The following is a 22,816-nucleotide window of genomic DNA, read 5'->3' on the forward strand; positions in this document are numbered from 1 at the left end:
ACCTCTGCCGATGGCACTGCAAGTCATGATGTGACCATTACTATTGTGGGCGCTAATGACGGCCCTATCGCGGTCGATGATGAAATCAACGTCACAGAAGACACCGCCTTCACCTCAACAATAGAATTAGATGCCAATGATTTAGATGTCGATGGCGATGATCTGACCGTCACCGCGGGCACCTTTACCACGACCCAGGGCGGCACCATTGTTATCGCCGCCGATGGCAGTTACACCTATACACCGCCACTGAACTTTACTGGCGTCGATACCGTCGAATACACCGTCTCTGACGGCAGTCTCAGCGACATCGGCCTGCTCACCATCAATGTGGGCGAAGTGAACGATGCCCCTGTGATTAACAATTATCAAACTCAAATCAATGAATCTGTTGCAAATGACACTGTGATTTATGATGTTGATGAAGCGACAACATCTAACGACACTGATATCGATGGTGATTCACTGACCTATACCTTTGTTTTATCTAATGGTTCAGAAAGCTTAACCAGTGAGAATAGTGCATTTATCATTGATCAAAATACTGGTGTAATCTCAGTAAATGACACTAACCAGATTAATTCTGAGCAGTCTTCTCAATTTAATTTAACAGTGAAAACCTCTGATGGTAGTTTAAGTGATACTGCAATTGTGACTATCGATTTAAACACTGTCGATGCTGTCGATGATGCTGTAGGGACCACTTTTTCAACCACTGCTGACTCATCCAACGGTTGGGTAAGTCCTACAAATGCTGATGGCGAAGCAGACTTTGTGATTAGCGCCAGAAATGCTGACGGCAGCACCGGAACACTGACTTATAATGATGGCACTAATCAATTAGGTGTGGATGGGTCTCCAAGATCCACAGACCAAATTACAAGTCAGATTGAGTATGATTCTGCATCAGGAACATCAGAAGCGATTGTCATTGATTTCAATGGCCTAGTTAATGAAGCAACCTTTAGTGTTTCTAGAATGTTTGCTGATGAAAATAGTGGTGAGCAAGGTACTTGGTACGCTTATTACAATGGTCAATTGGTCGCAACCGAAACCTTTTCAACAACTAGTGGCACAACCGGCACATTTACAATTAATACTGGCAACCTTGTATTTGACCAGCTGGTATTTGAAGCTGCACCAACTATTAGTGAAGTAAATGGAGGGCCAGATCTCACTGACTCCTCAGACTACTACTTAGACTCTGTCACTGTCACAGGACCTGCACTGGTTGATGCTTATGTTGTTCAAGAGGATCAGATATTAACCATTAGTGATATCACAGAAGGTTTATTTGCTAACGATACTGATGCCCAAGGTCATAGCTTCAGTATTAGTCATGTCAATGGTTCGAGCTACACATATGGACAAGCAATCACGTTAACCAGTGGTGCTATCGTCACTATCAATGCTGATGGTACTTACAGCTATGATGTCAACGGTGCTTTTGATTCGTTAACTGCGGGAGAATTGGATACCGATACTTTCACATACACGATTACCGATCAATATGGTGCCGTAGATACTGCAACCGTTACCATTAATATCGTGGGGATTAATAATAACCCTGTATCAGGTAGCGATTCATTCTCAACGTCAGAAAGTGAGTTACTCACATTTACAACCAATGATTTAGTGAGCAATGATTCCGATGCTGAAAATGAGACTTTAACCATCAGTGGTTTTGCGCCTGATGCATCTGATACAAGTAAGATTGACGCTACCGAAGCGGGCGCCTCATTCACAACCACATTAGGTGGAACGATTACCATCAATGCTGATGGCACCTACAGCTACCAAGCGCCTAGCTTAGTACATAACTCTGGCGATGTTATTGTCGATACTTTCTATTATCAAGTCACTGATGGCACAGGCAATTCAAGCTGGACAGCGATAAATATTGATGTTGTTGATACTGCGCCTATTGCACTTGATGATGTTGATAGTATTGGTTTTGGTGGCACAGCCTATGGCAATGTCATCACAGGTGCTGGTACTGATGGCAGTGGAATAGATCAACTTGGTGCTGATGCTGCCTCAATTATAAGTTTCAGTTTTCAAGGCACGACCTACACCAATTTTGATGCTGATGGCAATATCACTATCGTAACCGACGAGGGTATTTTGATTGCCAACCAAAACGGTAGCTATACCTATGAGTCAACCCAAACCGACTCAATTGTTGAAAGCTTTAGTTTAAGTGATTTAACAAGCGGTAATGGCATTTCACTAACTGGCATCGATAATGTTAACAATTTAGATTTAAACAATTTAGCTGCGTCAGGTAGTAATGTTGGCAGTAATGCCAATAGAGTTGGTGTCAATGATAGCCGCATTGGCGGCTCTGAGGCCTTGGTTATAGATTTAGGCAGCGGCAGCAACTTTACTGAAGCGACGATTGGATTAACCAATGTAGGTAATAATGACGAGGCCACTTGGACAGCCTACGCTGCGGATGGTACTACCGTCTTGGCGACAGGAAGTACGACCAATAATAGTATCAACATTATTAGCAATACCGCATTCCAATACATTGTCTTAACATCTGCGAGTGGCAACTATGGCTTAAACAGCTTAACTGCGACATCTGTCGGTGACGGCGTCCTCGTCACTGAAGAATTCAGTTACATTCTCGAAGATATTGACGGAGATACCTCTGAAGCGACATTAACGGTAAACCAAGACTCTACTCCAATTGCAACAGCTGACAGTCAAACCGTTTCAGAAGCAGGGCTGGTTCAAGGTACAGAGGAAGGCAGTAATTCTCATATTGCTACGGGTAATTTATTCGACAATGACTCTGGCGTTAGTGCTTCGACTATCATTGCCAGCATTGAAGGCCAGAGCCCATCCGATGGCATCATTACAATCAATACCACTAATGGCACATTAACTGTCTATACCGAAGATGCAGTGGGTATACGTGCAGGTGATTATCAATATGAACTTAATAATACCAACAACACAGGCACTGATTTACTCGAAAACTTTAATTATATTATCGAAAATAGCAGTGGTGTTACCAGTGACGCTAATCTTGAAATAACCATTGTTGATGATATTCCTATTGCTAATGATATAACCCAAAATCTACAAACAAGTGCAGAACCTACCACTACTAACTTAACCTTTGTACTCGATGTTTCTGGCAGTATGGGCAATTCGGCGGGCAATGGTAAAAGCTATCTTGAAACTGCAGTTGAGTCACTCACCGCACTGATTAAAGAAGTTGATCAAACAGGTAATGTTAATTTACAAATCATTACTTATTCAAGCGGGACCGCAAACTCTGGTTGGTTACTGGATGATATTGATGGCGCGATTAATTACTTAAACAGCTTAGTCGCAAATGGCGGTACTAACTACGCAGCAGCCATTAATACTGTTATGGATAGTGGAGATTTACCCACTGGCGCCGATCAAAACTTTGTTTACTTTATCTCTGACGGTGTACCATCATCTGGGCAAGAAGTAGATACGGACCAACAAACTGAATGGCAAACTTACGTTCAAGATAATTATGATATTTCTTTCGGAATCGGTATTGGCAATGCCAGCTTAGATGAGCTGCTGCCTATTGCTTACCCTGAAATAAATGGTAATGAAGAATATGCCATTGTCGTAGACGACGCAGACGACCTTACTACTACCATTCTTAACTATTTCGATAACAGTACGATTGTTGGAGACTTAGGCATCATAACGGGAGATAGCACCACTGGCGTATTAATCGGCGCCGATGGCGGCCGTGTTGATAGCATCACCTTAGGGGGTGCCACCTACAATTATGACCCTGCTAATCCTGAGCAAGTACTCACCACAAGTTTTGGTGGCACATTTACCATAGATTTTGAAACAGGCGTATATAACTACTTCATTGATGTTGATGAAAATATTCTCAATCAACAAGAAAACATAGACATTGAAATTCTGGATAATGACGGAGATAGCAATTCACTCTCTTTGGTTATTGAACTTGATTACTATGCCGGACTTGATGCAAACGTAAATAATATCATTACTAATCAGGCTGATGGTTCAACACTCAATATTGATACAGCCTATCTAACTCATGGAGACGCAACGCCAAGTTCTGCGGCTATAACCTCCGTTGACGGTGGCGCGAGCTTATCCAATGGCGTCGTTACTGTAAATGCTGCCAATGATGGCGATAACTTTAATTACACCCTTGAAGGCAATGGTGCATCTGACAGTGCTGAAGTTACCGTTGATTATCAAAATTCAACCACACTTACAGGCACCCATGAAAACGATATCATCATTGCAAATTCAACCAATAGCGGCGGTACGCAAGCCATTGTTAATGCCACTGTAAGAGCGGGTGACACTTATAATGCGACTAACCAATTCGGATTCCAAGTCGCTGCACTTGCCGCAGGTTTATCAATTACTCAGATTCAAATTGATTTAAGAGCAGGCACAGATACAAATGCAGAATTTGATATCAGTGACACGACAATAGCTGTTGGTAGTGACTCGGTTGGTATTACTGATTCAGCTAATGATATTTTTGCTGCCATGACTAATGATAATTCGGTATTAACCATGAACTTTAGTAATGGAGACTTCACTGAAGGAGATTCATTCTGGTTTGCATTCGATACTGATAGCCTTGGTTCTGATAATGGTAGTGATCTAGCAGCGCAAGCCGCCACATTCACAATTACCCTCAGTGATGGTTCAACTCAAACAGCAACCTATATTAGCGATGGACAAAGTGGTTCAACTGGTCAGATATATGTCTCTGATAGTGTCTTAGATGGCGGCGCTGGCGACGATGTACTAATCGGTGGCAGTGGTAACGACTTGCTCATTGGCGGTGAAGGCGATGACCTGTTAATCGGTGGTTTAGGTGATGATTTACTCATTGGCGGCGAAGGTGATGATACTTACACCTGGTCAGCTAATGATATTGGCACCGACACCATTAGTGGTTTTGACATCAACGCTGACAAATTAGATTTGAGTGACTTATTGCAAGGGGAAGATACTGACACCCTAACAGACTTCTTAAGCATCTCTTTTGCTGATGGTAATACCACGATCACCATAGATGCCAATGACAACAATAGTGTTGATCAAGTCATTGTACTCGATGGGGTAGATTTATCTGATAATAGCAATTATGGCACCACTGATGAGGGTGTTGTTATTAGTGGTCTGTTAGCAGATGGGGCGTTAATTATTGACTCTGCTGCAGATGAAAGTGCTGCCGTAGCTAGTAATCAAGCTACAGGCATATTCCAGATACAAAGTGATGAAAATATTATTCCATAAATACAACACTTTGTTGGCGTCACGTTGTATCATAACGGCGCTAACAAGGTAGTTACTTTTATAACAATAATTCTAAAGGATAAGCATTAGGTGCCAGCAACTGCATCAAACAATCAAGAACAGTGGACTATTTCAGCGTCCCAACGGACCACTGTTGATCCATTACTTGATTGCTTAGTCTTAATGACTGAACATTTTGGTTCGCCATGCTCAAGTGACTCACTTGCGGCAGGCTTACCATTAACTGGCGCTAACATCACTCCAGATTTACTACCGCAAGCTGCCTCGCGTGGTGGTTTGTCAGCTAAATTAACCCGTAAAGATCTTAATCAAATATCAGCTATTTTACTGCCTTGTATTTTACTGCTTAAAGATAAAAAAGCCTGCATATTACATAGCCTTGATATCGATGCTGACAAAGCAACCATTCAATTACCCGAAACCGGTGGAGAAGAAGTTCTCACCATTGAAGAACTAGAAACCCTTTATGTGGGTTATCTATTTTTAGTTAAACAAGAGTTTCGTGGCGATAACAGCTTTGATGTTCACATTCACGATAATAGTACTCACTGGTTACTACAAAGCATTAAAGACTCAGCACCCATCTATCGAGATGCCCTGATTGCATCTGTGCTAGTTAACTTATTCGCATTGGTATCACCATTATTCATCATGAATGTATACGATAAAGTGGTACCGAATTTAGCCTTTGAGTCATTATGGGTACTCGCCATTGGCGCAGGGATTGCCTATTTATTTGATCTTATTTTACGTCAGTTACGCAGCTACTTAATTGATGTTGCAGGTAAAAAAGTCGATATCATTGTTTCTTCAAAATTATTTGCCAAAGCAATTGGGATTCCACTATCAAAACGCTCCCCTAGCGTGGGCGGCATGGCAAGGCAATTAAGTGAATTTGACAGTATTCGAGAAATTTTAACCTCTGCAACCATCACCACCTTAGTGGACCTTCCGTTCGCCATACTGTTTGTCACCATTATTTATATTGTTGCCGGCGACCTAGCGGTTATCCCAGTTCTTGGGGGGATTATCATTATCGGCTTTACGTTCTACATCCAACCAAAACTTAAGGCCGCAATTGAAGAAAGTAACCGCTTTTCAAGCCTCAAGCACGGCCATTTGATTGAAAGCTTAACGGCATTAGAGTCCATTAAAGCTAATGGCGCAGAAGGCCTAGTACAAAAAAGTTGGCAGCAGATGATAGGCCACACCGCTAACTGGCAGCTTAAATCTAAAAAACTCACTAATGCCGTCAGTAATGTGGCTAACTTTATTGTGCAGCTTACCGTCGTCTGCGTGGTGATCCTTGGGGTGTATCGGGTGGCTGATAATGCTATCTCAATGGGCGGCATTATCGCAGCGGTGATGCTTTCAAGCCGCGCAATCTCACCGATGGCGCAACTTGCAGGGCTAATTACTCGAGGCAACCAAACAGCAAGCTCGCTACGCCAACTTGACGAGGTAATGAACCAAGAAGAAGAGTTTGAAAACAAAGGCCATTTGGTTAGCAAACAGCGCTTACAAGGTAAAATTGATGCTGACAACATCGCTTTCAGCTTTCCTGAAGCCGAAAGACCTGTGCTACATCCGCTTTCCGTCCACATAAAACCCGGTGAGCGTATTGCTATTATCGGCCGTAATGGCTCAGGCAAAAGTACCTTAGCAAAACTGTTAGTTGGCTTGTATAAACCCACTCAAGGCAGCCTGCGTTACGATGGCTTAGATGCGGGTCAAATTCACCCCAGTGATTTACGTAAAAATTTCGGCTATTTGCCCCAAGATGTGACCCTTTTTCATGGTTCTATTAAAGATAATATTCTTTTTGGCACCCGTCAGGTGACAGAGCATCAACTTATTCGTGCAGTGCAGCTTTCTGGGGTCAGTATGTTTACTAACCTTGAGTCTGAAGGTTTAGATCAGCAAGTAGGTGAAGGCGGCTTGTCATTAAGCCGAGGGCAACGTCAAACCGTTGCATTAGCAAGAGCAACCTTAAATGACCCGCCCATCTTATTAATGGATGAACCAACAGCCAGTTTAGATGCTCGCGCTGAAAAACAGTTTATTCGCTCAATGGAGCATGTCAGTAAAGACCGCACTTTATTACTGATCACCCATAAGATGCACTTATTACGTTTAGTTGATCGCATTATCGTACTTGATAAGGGCCATATTGTTGCCGATGGCCCCAAAGATCGCGTGCTTGAAAAACTCAATAATGGCTTACTTGCAGGAGGGCGCAGTTAATGACTAACAAGCTCTCTAACCATGATTTAGACATGGTCGATGATGTTTATGGTGCCATGATGACCGAGTCACCACGTGGTCATCACCTAATCATTTGGTCAATTGCGGCCATGTTTATCTGCTTCTTTATTTGGGCCTATTTTTCTGAATTAGATCAGGTAACTTCAGGAATGGGCAAAGTTATCCCCTCTTCCCAAGTGCAACTCATTGATAGTTTGGATGGTGGCGTACTACAAGAAATCTATGTCCAAGAAGGCATGATAGTCACCAAAGGTCAGCCATTAGTCAAAATTGATGACATTCGCTTCCGCTCAGATTTCGCTCAACAAGAACAAGAGGTTTATAGCTTACAAACTAATGTGATCCGCCTGCGAACCGAGCTAGATAGTATTGTTATTTCTGACATGTCTTCAAACTGGCGCGAGCAAGTTAAAATCACGAAGCAGCCATTAGTTTTTCCTGATGAGATTATCAATGATGAGCCTAACTTAGTTAAAAACCAACAAGCTGAATACAGCGGCCGTTTAGATAATCTCAGCAATCAGTTAGAAATTTTGGTGCGCCAAATTCAGCAGCGCCAACAAGAAACTGAAGAGTTAAGCTCTAAAATTATCACCCTAACCAAAAGCTATCAGCTGATTTCACGGGAATTAGAACTCACTAAACCCCTAGCACAAAAAGGTATCGTTCCAGAAGTTGAGCTATTAAAACTTGAACGTACTGTTAATGACATTCAAGGTGAGCTTAAAACCTTACGTCTACTGCGGCCTAAATTAAAAGCCACTATGGATGAAGCTATCCTTAAACGCCGTGAGGCGGTATTTGTTTACGCTGCTGATTTACGCGCCCAATTAAATGAAATGCAAACTAAGCTATCTAGGATGAACCAAGCGCAAATAGGCGCGTTCGATAAGATCAGCAAAGCCATTATTACCTCACCCGTTAACGGCACCATTAAAACCCTACACATGAATACCTTAGGGGGTGTGGTACAACCAGGTGAAGAGATTATTGAAATTGTGCCATCAGAAGATCAGCTACTGATTGAGACTAAGATAACCCCACAAGATATTGCATTTTTACACCCAGGATTACCCGCAATCGTCAAAGTGACCGCTTATGACTTTACCCGCTACGGCGGCCTCAAAGGCACCGTAGAGCACATTAGTGCCGATACCAGTTTAGATGAAGAAGGCAACAGCTTTTATACCATCCGAGTACGAACCAAAGAATCAAATTTGATAAAAAAAGATGGCACACAGATGCCAATTATTCCGGGAATGCTTACCTCAGTAGACGTAATAACCGGACAAAGAACAATCCTTGAGTATATTTTAAACCCTATTTTAAGGGCTAAAGAAACTGCACTTCGAGAGAATTAAACAAAAAACCTGGAGGGTTTTTTACATGAAATTGAATATAACCCAGTGTCGTAAGTTGAGTATTTTGGCATTGGCAATGTCTGCATTTTTTGCAGTACCTACTCTAAACGCGCAATCGTTAGAACAAGCTGTCGCCCATACTTTGGATACTAATCCAGAGTTGCGTATTGCCTTTAATCGCTTTAAAGCCCGTGAGGAGCAAGTTAATCAAGCTGTGGCAGGTTATATGCCAACAGTTGATTTAACCGGCGCCTATGGTTGGGAGCAAACGGACAGCCCCTCAACCCGACGTAAAAGCCAGCCTGGTAACGATAATTTAGATGATGGCGTTATGGAGCTCGAACGTGGTGAAGCAGGTTTTAGCATCAAACAGATGTTATTTGACGGCTTCTATACCAGCAGTGAAGTTGATCGCTACTCATTTGAAGCCAGTGCTGAACAGTGGGCATTATTTGCCGCTGCTGAAGATATCGCTTTAGAAGTAAGTAAGGTTTACACCAATTACATTAAAGCTGAGCAGCTATTAGTGTTATCGGAAAAAAACCTCAGAAGTCATGAAGAAATATACGACCAAATTAAGCAGCGCACCGAATCAGGCTTAGGCTCCATTGCTGATTTATCGCAAATATCAGGTCGATTAGCTCGTGCTAACGCTAATGTTATGGCAGCTAAAAATAACCTATTAGATGCGAAAGCACAGTATATTCGTATTGTCGAAAAAGAACCTGATAACTTAGTTGCACCAGTGCCAGATATGGATTTGATGCCTGATAATATCGCTGAAAGCGTGCTGATGGCCCAAGAAAATCATCCGATCCTTAAATCTGCCAATAGCGATATTAACGCCGCAGATAAAGAACGAAAATCAGCGCAGTCAAATTACTATCCAAAGTTCTCATTAGAATTAAATGGTAATTGGAATAATGATGTAGATGGTGAAGATGGTTACGGCACTGGCAGTGCTCTCAACCCTAATGTCGGCGGCCATAATAACGATTTAGTCGGCATGGTACGAGTTAAATACAACCTTTTCTCAGGTGGTAAAGATCTCGCACGGGAAAAGGAAGCTGCTTACAAAATCAATGAGGCCAAAGAAATTCGTCAACGGGCACATCGCCAAGTTATTGAAGGGGTGCATTTATCTTGGAATGCTTATGAGATGCTAGCACCGCAAAAACGCTATATTCGCGACCATGTGATTGCCTCTAAAGATACCCAAGTAGCTTATTCTCAACAGTTTAATTTAGGCCAACGTAGCTTGCTGGATTTACTCGATACTGAAAATGAGCTGTTTCAAGCCCGTAAAGATTACCTGCAAACTGAGTTTGACGAAACGGCGGCCAAATATCGGCTGCTAAATGCAACGGGTAGATTGCTTGACTCGTTGCGGGTCACACGTCCAGATATTTGGCAAGGTGAACGTGATTATGAAGGTGGAGTAAGATGATGAAATATTTGTTTTTGCTACTTGTAATAAGCTTAGCGACTGGCTGTTCGATGCGAGACATTGTCACTATGGATACGGCCACGCAACAAGAGTTTGATCTTAATGATAATGATAATGACGGTGTGATTATGGCCCGTGAGCGCTGCTTAGAAACGGTCATTGGTGCTGATATCGACAATTATGGCTGCGCCACCGTAAGCAAAATTAATGAGCGCCAGGAGTTACACATTCTGTTTGAAAATGACTCAGCAGACATTAACCCACGCTTTTATCAGCAAATTGAACAAATTGCGCAATTAATGAAGCTGTACCCTAGCACCAATGTCACCATTGAAGGCCATTGCAGTAAAACCGGTAGCTATGAGCATAATCTACACTTATCTCAAGCCAGAGCACAAAACGTTACCCAAATATTAGCTGACACTTTTGCTATTAATCCGTCAAGGCTCAATGCCATTGGCTATAGCTACGATAGACCTATTGATGAATCTGACTCAGCCGAGGCTAATGAGGCTAACCGCCGGGTTATTGCTGAAGTGACTGGCGATGATTCAAAAACAGATATGAAGTGGCACATTTATACTGTTGATCAGTAAAAATTGTCATTGAGGTGCTAACAGTTGCCTGATAATGGCCGTTCGAGGTTAGAACGTATAAAACAATGTTGTCATTATTCACTGCTAGCATCTGCTTTGATGGTATCGGGGCTTTTTGCCGCGCCACCAGCGCAAATTGATGCAAAAAAAACCATTAATGCTTTAACTGAGCATTACGGTGAAAGAGCTGGAAAACGCGCCACAGCTTGGTTCAAAATCATCAATGAAGCACCGCAACTTGATGAGCTTGCCAGGCTAGAAAAGGTTAACCGTTTCTTTAACTTATTTAAGTTTGTTGACGATAAAGCCTTATGGGGCGAGTCTAATTATTGGGCTTCTCCGATGGAGTTTATTGGGGTCAATGCTGGTGATTGCGAAGATTTTTCTATCGCTAAATACTTTACCTTACTCCAAGTTGGTATACCTGAAGATAAACTCAGAATTACCATGGTAAAAGCCAAAACAGTAAACCAGTACCACATGGTGCTAGCTTACTATGAAACACCAGGCGCGGTACCACTGGTTTTAGACAATCTAGACCCGATAATAAAACCCGCGACAATGAGAAATGATTTAATACCTGTTTATAGTTTTAATGGTAAACAGTTATGGCTCAACAAAGAAAAAGGCCGAGGTGTGCTTGCTGGCTCCTCGTCACGTCTTGAAAAATGGAATGATTTAAAACTTAGATTGGGTATCGACCGCTTGCGTCAACCCAAACAAAAAATGGAGCAGTGACCAAGATGACCCTCTTTCGTCAAATCTATGCGTTACTTTTTGGTTTATTTTTACTGGTGGTGATCAGCTTAGGTTACGTGCAGTTTACTGAGACCCAAAGTTTCTTGAGTAAGCAGATGGAATCAGATTTAAATAATGCCAGTCATTCCCTTGGTATTATGCTCGTCCCTGCCCTTGAAAATGGTGATGATGTTGGCGCAGAAACCCTAGTCAATGTGATATTTGAAGGCGGTTATTACCAGCAAATTAAACTCACTTGGCTGGTTGATGGTAAGCAACAAGTGTGGAATAACGCCATCAGAATCGACGGTGTACCGCAGTGGTTTATTGACCTTGAGCTATTTAAAAGCATCACCAAAGAGACTGTCTTAACCTCAGGCTGGCTGCAATTAGCTAAAATAGAAATTACCGCTCACCCTGGGTTTGGCTACCATGAACTGTGGCGGATTATTTCTAATACCATTATCATTTTTTCCATTCTATTTTTATTGGCTATCGTCTGCGCTCGCTTTGGCTTAGGCTTTATTTTAAAACCGTTACACGACCTTTCAATTCATGCAAAAAAAGTGGCTAATCAGCAGTTTGGACCTGATATGCCAATGCCTAAAACTAAAGAGCTGCAAGAGTTAGTAAGTGCATTTAATAGCATGTCGGCACAACTTAAACAGGTATTTAACTCACTGGATGAAGAAGTCTCAGCCCTACGTAAGAAAAACCTCGTCGACCAGGTTTCAGGGCTGCCAAATCGACAATATATGGTCAGTCGAATTAATGGCTGGTTAGCAGAGCCTAGCAGTGGAGCAATATTCTTAGCCAAATTTGACTGGTTAGAAACAGTGCACAGTAAATATGGTTATCAAGTACGTGATGAAACCATTAAATTGCTGTCACAAAAGCTGCAGCACCATTTAGATGAGGTAGCACCTTCTGTTATTGGCCGTATTGCCGCCTATGAATTTGCTTTTTTGATCGCCGATGTTGAACATGAACAGCTAACTAAATACTTACAAACCTTACTCAGAACCCTTAATAAGGAAATATCAAAAGCAGGTTGTAAGCCCAACGAAGGCTTTGCGATTGGTGTTGCAGAGCGCATTGGTCAAATGACCGTCAGTGATATTTTAGCCCAAGCTGACAATGCACTGCAGCAGTCACTAAAAGACAATAAAGTGTTTCATTGGTTTGAAACCGACGAACAACAATTATTTAGCCGTGAGCAATGGCGCACTAATCTCACCGATGCGATTCGAAATAAAAAATTCCAGTTCAGATGGCAGCCTATTTTGCTCAATCGCAAAAAAGAGGTATGCCAGCGGGAAGTTTACTGCCAACTTACCGTCGACGACAAATTGCAACACGCAGGTCAATTTATGCCTTATGTTGAGTTATTGTCATTAGGCACCTTGCTGGATCAATGTTTAATTGAAACTGTGGTAGAAAACCGACTTTTAGAGCGAAATTATGAGCCACTCGCTATTAACCTCACCTTTCAAAGTATTAGTGATATTCATTTTCACACTTGGTTGCAGCAGTTTTTACGTCATTGCAATTTCCCTGAAAGGATCTGTTTTGATATACCTGAAGCCAGTGTTTATAGTGATTTAGAAAACTGTGAAAAGTTATGCCATATTATTCGTGATAACGGGGCAACATTTGGTATTGATCATTTCGGCCGTCAATTTGGTTCAATGGCCTATTTACAAAGCCTGCGCCCAAGTTATGTCAAACTGGATCAATCCTTTGCCTATATGGAAGATGACCAACACAATATTGAGCTATGTAGAGCCTTATCGAATGTGGCCAAAGGCTTAGATATTCAAGTCATAGTCACCGGAATACAGCAGCAAACACAGCTAGAACGTTTTGCCTCCATGCGACTTGATGCTTACCAAGGCTTTATTTCACCACCGGTTTCCATCAACATTTAATTTATCCACCAATAAGGTAATTCATACCCAAAAAACCACATGCAAATGTGGTTTTTTATTATCTGTAACCTGCATTAATGTATAACAAACCCAGCGATACTAACTAAACGTACCAACCATTGAGGTAACAAGGGAGTAGCTAAAAGGGATGATGCTGCACAAGGTGTTTATTTGAAATACAAAAAAGCCACTCATTGAGTGGCTTTTTTGTTAAATGTGGTCGGTGATAGAGGATTCGAACCTCTGACCCTCTCGTCCCAAACGAGATGCGCTACCGGGCTGCGCTAATCACCGAAATTTTTACTGATATTCTAAGTCTTATAAGGTCAACCCTTTGCTTCACTCTAAAAGAGTGAGTGACGCGTTATCAACAACGCTATTCACTGAATGTAACTTTTTATACGGTAGGCCAATCTGATAGGATCAAAATAAATCACTAATTGGAATACTAAAATTTGGTCGGTGATAGAGGATTCGAACCTCTGACCCTCTCGTCCCAAACGAGATGCGCTACCGGGCTGCGCTAATCACCGAAGATGTTGCAATTACGACACTTCTAAAAGAAGTTAAATTGAATGGGGTGACTGATGGGGCTCGAACCCACGACAACCGGAATCACAATCCGGGGCTCTACCAACTGAGCTACAATCACCACTGTTCTTTCAATTTTGCTAACAAGCTACTGTACCGAATGGTGCGCCCAGAAGGATTCGAACCTTCGGCCTTACCCTCCGGAGGGGTACGCTCTATCCAGCTGAGCTATGGGCGCTCGCCTTGGTTAGCGACGCACATAATAGGGATAAATCAGCTTCACGTCTACCTTTGTTTTTAATTTTTTTTCTGTTTGCTCATGTTTTGACTGAATTGGGATATTTTTGAGCATTTTTAATTATAAACTCATGTTGGTTCACATTATTGGTTAAGTTTCATATACTGAAACGTCAGTAAAAAGTCTTAAAGGAATTAAGGGCGTGCTATGGAAAAGGGAACCTTCCCCATATTTAGTTCAGATAATGTTGAGCACCTCAAAAGAAGAGTGTCACGACTAAGGCGTTTGCTAAGCAAATACAAACGTGCTGAAGTAATCCAAAATGCATTACTGGAAATTTCCAACATTGCCACTAACGCCATCTCCCTTGATGCTTTTTATCATGGCGTTCACTCTCACCTGCAAAAACTTATCCACGCTGATAACTTCTTTATTGCTGAACTCGATACCGACAGCAGTATTATTAGCTTGCCTTTTTTTGCCGATGAAAAAGATCCCCATCCAAGTGAGCTTTATCCCGATGAAGAAATATCAGCGCTGCTCAAACGGGGGATTACTGGCTACGTACTGAGAACTGGCGAGCCATTATTGTGTGATGATCAAGGTTTTGAGTCACTGGTAAAAGCAGGCGAAATAGATGACTTAGGTTCAGCCTGCCTGCAATGGTTAGGGGTACCAATTAAGCATAATGATAAGGTCACTGGCGTATTAGTTGTTCAAAGCTACAGTGATGACATCATATATGGTGAATTAGAATTAGAATTAATGGGCTTTATTTGCCACCATATCTCTGGGGTAATGGAACGTTTGCGTCATAATGAAGAGCTCGAAATTGCCATTGTGCAGCGAACTAAAGAGCTCAGTGATGCCTACGAAAAAGTAAAACAAGAGGTACAAGAGCGCGTAAAAGCTGAAAAGTTGCAATCAGCACTGTTTCAAATTGCAGATCTGTCGACCTCTGATGTTAGCCAATCTGTATTCTATCCACAGATCCACAAAATCATCAGCCAACTTATTCCTGCAGAAAATTGTTTTATCTCTTTAGTTAATAAAGCAAGCAATACGCTTTCTTTCCCCTTTTATGTCTCTAAGATGGCTTCAGAGCCGCCTAAGCCTCGTCCAATGCAAGATGGACTAACAGAATATATTCTTAAGCATAAAAAGCCGCTACTGCTGCGCCAGCAAGATATTCAAGCATTAATTAAAGCCGGTGACATCTACGGCCATAATCCAGACTTAAACCACACTCACGCAATGGTGCAATGGATTGGTATTCCATTATTCATCCACGGTGAAGTCACCGGTGGGTTAACGATATACAGCTTAAGCAATAACGACTCTTTTGCGGTTAAAGATCTTGAGTTACTGACCTTTGTGTCACAACACATTGCCAATGCCATAGAAAAGAAATTAGCCGCAGAGCAGCTAAAAAGAAGTCATGAATTATTAGAAGACAAAGTCCAAAAGCGCACCCATGCTATCGCTGAAATGAATGACAATTTGCAGCGACAAATTATGCAGCGTAAAAAGATCGAAGCCCAATTAGTCTTTGATGCCAAACATGATAATTTAACCGGCTTACCCAATCGTAGCTTCTTTATGGAGCGCTTATCCCAAACCATTAAACATCTTAGGCGTAATAAAAATGAACAATGTGCATTATTGTTTATCGACTTAGATGGCTTTAAACAAATTAACGATACTTTAGGTCATTTAGAAGGGGATCGATTTTTAATTGAAACCTCAAAAAGATTAAAAGCGTGTATCCGTGATAACGATACCCTTGCACGTTTAGGCGGTGATGAATTTGTGATACTGCTAGACTCAATTCATCGTAAACAAGATGCTGAAGATGTCAGTGAACGCATACTTAAAGCCATCGCTCAGCCGTTTACATTAACCAGCCAACAGGTAATCTCCGGCGCTAGTATTGGCGTGGCTTATAGCGCAAAGAACACCTCCTATGACAGCGAGTCTATTTTACGTCATGCTGACACTGCTATGTATCAGGCAAAAGCCAAAGGTAAAGGTTGTTATGTGGTGTTTGATCAGCACATTGAGCAACACTTTAATCAAAGAGTGGAATTAGAGCAGGACTTCCAGCAGGCATTAGAAAATCACCATATAAATGTTAATTTAATCCCCGTGGTCGATTTTGATGGTCTGAGCATTTTGGCTTATGAGCCCATAGCCTCTTGGCAACACGCTACACATGGTAGTATCAGTCACCAACAACTGCAGTCATTGGCGAGTAAAACCCAAACTATCACCATTTTTGATGACTATATATTTAAATATATCGATAGTGGCTATAAGGCGTTAACTGACACCCTGGGCCACGCGCCACAAATTCACATGTCACTATCAAGCAAGCATATTAAGTTGAAATACGACTTACGAAGCTTAAAAAACACCATCAAAAATAGCCAAATCAGTCCAAGCCATTTATGGGTGTTTTTCCATGAAAAAGCCTTCGTTAAAGACCGAAAAAACCATATCACGGCCTTTGATACTTTAACTGAGCTTGAGGTTAATATCGGCATTAATGGTTATGGCACAGGTTATAGCTCGTTAAGCAGCCTCAGCTTTTTGCCAATAAAAGCCCTTAAACTGGATGCTGATGCAAGCCAACATTTACTGAATAGCAAACAATTGCAATTGGCTAAAGCATATTGCCTCATTGCATCGACCTTAGGGTTTGAAATGTTTGCTGATGGAGTTAATACTGACGAACAACTCACAGCGTTACGACAGCTGGGGTACTACCAAGGTCAAGGGCGCTTATTCTCTGCTAACGACATCTGTATAAAAACGCAGTTAGAGAAAATAGCTGACACCCAACAAGGTGCGGAGTGTCAGTTAGCTAAGCTTACTTCTTAAACATATCTCGCAAGTTAGCGATATTGCTTTTACCGGTTTGCAGCCTTTCTTGCTCAGTTTGCTTTGGTTTACGGTTTTCCCAAATCAAGTCATCTTGAGGCAGTTCCATCAAAAAACGGCTTGGCTCACAGCGCATGGTTTCACCAAACTGGCGCCGTTCACGACACATAGTAAACCATAATTCTTTCTGTGCTCGGGTGATCCCCACATAAGCGAGTCGGCGCTCTTCATCGACATTGTCTTCATCAATACTCGACTGATGCGGCAAGATGCGCTCTTCGGTGCCCACCATAAACACATAAGGGTATTCGAGGCCTTTCGATGCATGTAGGGTCATCAGCTGTACTTGATCGCCGCCTTCATCCTCTTGGTTACGTTCCATCATGTCACGCAAGGTCAAACGGGTAACGACTTCAGGTAAGGTCATTGGTTCGTCCAAATCATCACCTTCAAGCATTTGAGTCACCCATTTATACAGCTCTGAAATATTCTTCATCCGCATTTCAGCTGCTTTAGCGCTGGTGCTGGTTTCATACAAATAATCTTCGTAGTTAATTTTACGAATAAGCTGCTTAATGGCGTCTACCGGTTCGCCGCGGCTAGCCACTTCGCCGGTATCGACTATGAATTTACCAAACTGATATAACGACCCCATTGCCGCTGGCGACAGATGATGGTTTAGCTCAGCTTGAAAAATCGCTTCAAATAACGAGATGTGCTTTTCATTGGCATAACTGCCTAAACGCTCCAGTGTTGCAGGGCCAATACCACGTTTAGGAAGGTTAACAACCCTTAGGAAGGCATTATCATCATCTGGATTCACCACCAAGCGCAGGTAAGCCATAATGTCTTTAATTTCTGCGCGTGCAAAAAACGAAGTGCCACCTGAAAGCTTATAAGGAATGCGGTTAGTCATTAATGCACGTTCTAATAACCGCGATTGATGGTTACCCCGATACAAGATGGCATAATCACCAAACTGAGTACGGCCAACGAATTTGTGACGAATAATCTCCGCTACCACCCGCTCTGCTTCTTGCTCTTCATTGGCAGCAAATAGCACCCTAAGCGGCTCACCATAGGCTAGCTCACTGAATAAGGTTTTTTCATACACATGGGGGTTATTAGCAATTAAGATATTGGCCGCACGTAAAATACGTTGGCTAGAGCGATAATTTTGCTCTAGCTTAATCAAGCGCAGTTGCGGAAAATCTTTCCCTAGTAACACCAAATTTTGCGGTTTAGCACCACGCCATGAATAAATCGATTGATCGTCATCACCTACCACGGTAAATCGCGCACGCTCGCCAACTAACAGCTTCACCAGCTCATATTGGCTAGTATTAGTATCTTGATACTCATCCACCAGCAAGTATTGAATACGGGTCTGCCAGCGGGTTCTTACTTCTTCATTATGACGCAACAATAACGTCGGCAATAAAATCAGATCGTCAAAATCCAGCGCATTGTAGGCTTTCATTTGCTGGGCATAGCGCTGATAAAGCTTGGCAAATAATTGAGTTTGTTCGTCACCGCCACGTTTGAGCGCTTGATCAGGTACGACTAAATCACCTTTCCAGTTTGAAATGGCGCTAGCAAGCGCTTTGATGAGGTCTTTATCTTCTTCAAGCTCATCTTCTGTGAGCTCTTTTAATAATGCAAAGGTGTCTTGGTCATCAAACAGTGAGAAGCCAGCTTTTAAGCCCACCACTTTATATTCACGTTTAAGAATTTCTAAGCCTAAGGTATGGAAGGTTGAAATCCACAAACCGCGAGCTTCTTTACGCCCCATTGACTGCGAGACACGCTCTTTCATCTCACGGGCGGCTTTATTGGTAAAGGTCACGGCAGCAATATTGCGCGCCTTGTAGCCACACTTTTCAACTAAGTATGCAATTTTGTTAATAATTACCCGAGTTTTACCACTACCCGCCCCCGCTAAAACCAAGCAAGGTCCAGAAACATAGTGAACGGCATCATTTTGCCCAGGATTTAACTTCATGCTAACTAGATCACCAATAACGAAAATAAAAGGATCGTGATCATACCAGAAACCGCCAAGCTGCAATTAAAAATATCGATCGTTATGGTATTTTCGATCGTAATACTAAAAGTGACAAATGAAGCAGCAAACAATGGTGATTGCTTTGGAAAACGCCTCCGCCTCAGGTACAATCGAGCTAACAAACAGCTAATTTTAATATGGAATTGATAATGATTAATCCTAAAAAACTTGAAGAAGTTGCCAAGCAACTGAGTGATAATCTTCCTAGTGGCGTAAAGCAATTTGCCGGTGAATTTGAAGAACGTTCAAAGCAAATTCTACAAAACCAATTAATGAAATTAGATGTGGTCTCTCGCGAAGAGTTTGAAGTTCAGCAACACGTGTTATTAAAAACCCGTGAAAAGCTTGAAGCACTGCAAGCCCAAGTGGATGAATTAGAGAAAAAGTTCTCAGCTGAGTAGAAAATCGCTGGTATTTTCAGCCATCACCATGGCTAAAAAGCAATAAAAATGGCATCCAATTGGATGCCATTTTTGTATAACATTTACATCAACCTGCTTAGTTCAGCGCTTCTTCTAAAGCACGTAAACACAAGGCAACATTTTCGCGTCTTGCGCCGTAGCCCATCAAACCAATGCGCCATGCTTTACCCGCTAATGCCCCAAGGCCCGCACCGATTTCTAAATTATAGTTTTCCAGCAACTGTTTACGCACTGCAGCGTCATCAACACCTTCAGGGATAAACACCGCATTGAGTTGTGGTAAACGGCACGCTTCATCAACAACAAAAGTAAGCCCTAGTTTTTCAAGGCCGGCACGCAGTAACTGATGCATATCAGCATGACGTTGCCATGCGTTTTCTAAGCCTTCATTGGCCAAAATACGTAATGACTCATGCAGTGCATAAAGGGCATTTACAGGCGCGGTATGATGATAGCTGCGTTTTGCGCCACTATCTTTACTACCCCAATAACCCATTACCAAGGTTTGATCGAGGAACCAACTTTGAACAGGTGTTTTACGTTGCTTTAATTTCTCAACCGCTTTGGCTGAAAAAGACACTGGCGAAATCCCAGGCACGCATGATAAACACTTTTGGCTACCTGAATAGATGGCATCAATGCCCCAATCATCCACTCGTAACTCAACGCCGCCCAGTGATGTCACCGCATCGACAATGCTTAAGCAATCATGTTGCTGCGCTAATGCGCATAAGCTTTTAGCATCAGATACTGCGCCAGTAGAGGTTTCAGCATGGACAAAGGCTAAGAATTTGGCATCAGGGTTGGCTTGCAGCGCTGCTTCTACCGCGGATACTGAAACAGGTTCGCCCCATTCGTTATCAACCACAATCGCAGTCGCGCCAACGCGTTCGACATTCTGGCGCATACGTTCGCCAAACACCCCGTTACGACAGACGATGACTTTTTCACCTGGCTCAACCAGGTTGACAAAACAGGTTTCCATACCAGCGCTACCTGGCGCAGACACAGCTAGGGTCATTTCATTTTCAGTTTGAAATGCATATTGAATCAGCGCTTTTAGCTCATCCATCATGGCGACGAATAAAGGGTCTAAATGACCAATGGTGGGTTTTGCTTGCGCAGCAAGCACTTCAGGATAGACATCTGAAGGCCCTGGCCCCATAAGGGTGCGGCGAGGTGGATTAAAGGCACTAATTTTTGAAACAGCATTTGACGAAACAGATAACATCAAAGTCTCCTTGGCTCGAGGTCTAGTTAGTAATAGCTCAATGAAACCTACATTTTTAATTGTTTTTATGCCACCGAATATAATTTCGTTTGTGGCCACCGTTAACAGGCGACTGAGACAATAACACACAGATAACCACAAAATCGCTATCTGCATGAAATTTATTGTCATGCTCTGCTATATGCTAACACTCGGCTGAAAATGCTCAGACTGCTATTATTGAGCCGTATTTAAAAACAGCTGATAGGCTGGACTTTGGGTTTCTTCTTGATAAACAAAACCAAGCTCAGTTAAAAATTGCTGAAACGCTTCGCCGTCACTGGCGGGCACTTCAAAACCTGCTAACACACGACCGTAAGCGGCGCCGTGGTTACGATAATGGAATAGACTGATATTCCATTGGCTTTGCAGGGTAGTTAAAAACTTAAATAACGCCCCTGGATGCTCAGGAAACTCAAAGCTGAATAAGCGTTCATCCAATGGCTCAGGCGGGTGACCACCGACCATATAACGCACATGTAGCTTGGCGGTTTCATCATGGGACAAATCTTGTACTTCAAAGCCATCGCTTTCTAGATTTGCGATAATATCATCAAGCTCAGCTTGGCCATTTGACAGGCGAATACCTGCAAACACCACCGCTTTATCACGGCTGGAGAAACGATAATTAAACTCAGTCATGGCGCGTTTATCTAACAGCTCACAAAAGCGTAAAAATATCCCCGGACGCTCAGGGACTTTAACCGCTAAAATAGCTTCTTTTTGCTCGCCTAGCTCGCAGCGCTCAGAGACATAACGCAAGCTATGAAAATTGACATTAGCACCAGACAAAATCGAAGCCACTTTTAACGGCTTATCGGCGTCATTGGCCACATGCTGTAGATACTTTTTCATCCCCGCGGTTGATAACGCCCCAGCAGGTTCAGCAATGGCGCGGGTGTCTTCAAAAATGTCTTTTACTGCGGCGCAGATTTCGTCTGAGGTAACGGTAATGACATGGTCAACATAGTCTTTGGCGACTCTAAATGGCTCTTCACCGATACGCTTAACCGCGACGCCATCAGCAAATAAACCCACTTGACTTAGTGTTACTGGCTCGCCCGCAGCTAATGCCGCTTTTAAACAAGCAGCATCTTCAGGCTCTACGCCAATAATTTTAACCTGTGGCATAACCGCTTTATAATAAGCCGCAATACCGGCAATTAAACCACCGCCGCCTACAGGCACAAATACCACATCAATATCACGCTGCTGTTGCAGCATTTCTTGAGCTATGGTGCCTTGACCTGCGATCACCGCTTCATCATCAAAAGGGGCAATATACACTCGGCCTTCGGTTTCAGATAAGGCTTTGGCGTAATCATTGGCTTGATCAAATGCCTGACCGTGGAGCACCACATTGCCACCTAAGCGCTTTACCGCATCGATTTTAATTTCGGGGGTTGTCGTCGGCATCACAATCACCGCACTAATGCCAACGCTTGCCGCCGACATTGCCACCCCTTGGGCGTGATTACCTGCAGAGGCGCATACCACACCTGCAGCAGCTTGCTCAGGGGTTAGCTGCGCAATACGATTATAGGCACCACGCAACTTAAAAGAATGCACTGGCTGCATGTCTTCACGTTTTAAATACACGTCACAGCCAAAGCGTGCCGATAGCTTTTTCATGCTCGATAGCGGCGTTACTTTGGCGACGTCATACACAGACGACAATAGGATCTTCTGTAAATATTGCTGAGCTAAGGGCATGGGCGTTAACTCCAGTTGCGTTGCTGATGCCAAGGATTGCATG

At 42.7% G+C, this 22,816-nt stretch carries 12 protein-coding genes and 4 tRNA genes; 9 read left to right on the forward strand and 7 right to left on the reverse strand.

The genetic code is table 11. The features are described from left to right. The 7 genes from BCU94_RS04765 to BCU94_RS04795 form a co-directional block, all read left to right on the forward strand. The coding region (locus BCU94_RS04765; protein ID WP_133149781.1) for an Ig-like domain-containing protein at nt 1-5,298 on the forward strand (5,298 nt) is incomplete at its 5' end. A 90-nt stretch (nt 5,299-5,388) separates the two neighbouring features. Next, a complete protein-coding gene (locus BCU94_RS04770; protein WP_102475773.1) occupies nt 5,389-7,563 on the forward strand; it encodes a type I secretion system permease/ATPase in 2,175 nt (724 codons plus the stop codon). Further along, complete coding sequence (locus tag BCU94_RS04775; RefSeq protein WP_102439728.1) at nt 7,563-8,945, forward strand: HlyD family type I secretion periplasmic adaptor subunit; 1,383 nt, start codon at nt 7,563-7,565, stop codon at nt 8,943-8,945. The genes BCU94_RS04770 and BCU94_RS04775 overlap by 1 nt, the downstream gene beginning before the upstream one ends. A gap of 25 nt (nt 8,946-8,970) precedes the next feature. After that, the gene (locus BCU94_RS04780) at nt 8,971-10,392 is read left to right on the forward strand and encodes a TolC family outer membrane protein (protein WP_102439729.1); all 1,422 of its coding nucleotides are present in this window, start codon (nt 8,971-8,973) and stop codon (nt 10,390-10,392) included. Further along, nucleotides 10,392-10,988 (forward strand): OmpA family protein, encoded by a 597-nt coding sequence (locus BCU94_RS04785; protein WP_102439735.1) that lies wholly within the window; start codon nt 10,392-10,394, stop codon nt 10,986-10,988. Before BCU94_RS04780 ends, BCU94_RS04785 begins: the two co-directional genes overlap by 1 nt. A gap of 99 nt (nt 10,989-11,087) precedes the next feature. After that, entirely contained in the window at nt 11,088-11,726 is a 639-nt protein-coding gene (locus BCU94_RS04790) for a transglutaminase-like cysteine peptidase (protein ID WP_102475774.1), read from the forward strand. A gap of 5 nt (nt 11,727-11,731) precedes the next feature. Further along, the gene (locus tag BCU94_RS04795) at nt 11,732-13,654 is read left to right on the forward strand and encodes an EAL domain-containing protein (protein ID WP_102439731.1); all 1,923 of its coding nucleotides are present in this window, start codon (nt 11,732-11,734) and stop codon (nt 13,652-13,654) included. Between the two features lie 217 nt (nt 13,655-13,871). On the opposite strand, the gene BCU94_RS04800 is transcribed toward BCU94_RS04795, so the two are convergent. The 4 genes from BCU94_RS04800 to BCU94_RS04815 all read right to left on the reverse strand — a co-directional run bounded on the left by BCU94_RS04800 (nt 13,872) and on the right by BCU94_RS04815 (nt 14,423). Beyond that, a tRNA-Pro gene (locus BCU94_RS04800) sits at nt 13,872-13,948 on the reverse strand. A gap of 162 nt (nt 13,949-14,110) precedes the next feature. Then, a tRNA-Pro gene (locus BCU94_RS04805) sits at nt 14,111-14,187 on the reverse strand. Between the two features lie 43 nt (nt 14,188-14,230). Further along, nucleotides 14,231-14,306 (reverse strand) — tRNA-His (locus tag BCU94_RS04810). Nucleotides 14,307-14,346: 40 nt separating this feature from the next. Continuing rightward, nucleotides 14,347-14,423: transfer RNA gene (locus BCU94_RS04815), tRNA-Arg, on the reverse strand. Nucleotides 14,424-14,630: 207 nt separating this feature from the next. Between BCU94_RS04815 and BCU94_RS04820 the strand changes: the two genes are divergently transcribed. After that, nucleotides 14,631-17,303, forward strand: a complete 2,673-nt coding sequence (locus tag BCU94_RS04820) for a diguanylate cyclase (RefSeq protein WP_102475775.1) — start codon at nt 14,631-14,633, stop codon at nt 17,301-17,303. Here the strand turns inward: BCU94_RS04820 and rep are convergent. Beyond that, nucleotides 17,293-19,305 carry a DNA helicase Rep gene (rep, locus tag BCU94_RS04825; protein ID WP_102439733.1) on the reverse strand — a complete coding sequence of 671 codons (2,013 nt, stop codon included), beginning with the start codon at nt 19,303-19,305 and terminating at the stop codon, nt 17,293-17,295. The two genes, BCU94_RS04820 and rep, sit on opposite strands and share 11 nt — an antisense overlap. Nucleotides 19,306-19,517: 212 nt before the next feature. Here rep and BCU94_RS04830 point away from each other — a divergent pair, with 212 nt between their 5' ends. Next, nucleotides 19,518-19,769, forward strand: coding sequence for an accessory factor UbiK family protein (locus BCU94_RS04830; RefSeq protein WP_076541888.1), 252 nt, complete (start codon nt 19,518-19,520; stop codon nt 19,767-19,769). A gap of 97 nt (nt 19,770-19,866) precedes the next feature. Here the strand turns inward: BCU94_RS04830 and BCU94_RS04835 are convergent, their stop codons facing one another. Beyond that, nucleotides 19,867-21,021, reverse strand: a complete 1,155-nt coding sequence (locus tag BCU94_RS04835) for an alanine--glyoxylate aminotransferase family protein (RefSeq protein WP_102475776.1) — start codon at nt 21,019-21,021, stop codon at nt 19,867-19,869. 216 nt (nt 21,022-21,237) lie between these two features. Further along, nucleotides 21,238-22,815, reverse strand: coding sequence for a threonine ammonia-lyase, biosynthetic (ilvA, locus tag BCU94_RS04840; protein WP_102475777.1), 1,578 nt, complete (start codon nt 22,813-22,815; stop codon nt 21,238-21,240). Between the last annotated feature and the right edge of the window lies 1 nt (nt 22,816).

Origin of the sequence: Shewanella sp. 10N.286.52.C2 (assembly GCF_002874545.1) — a bacterium.
Taxonomy (GTDB): Bacteria; Pseudomonadota; Gammaproteobacteria; order Enterobacterales; family Shewanellaceae; genus Shewanella.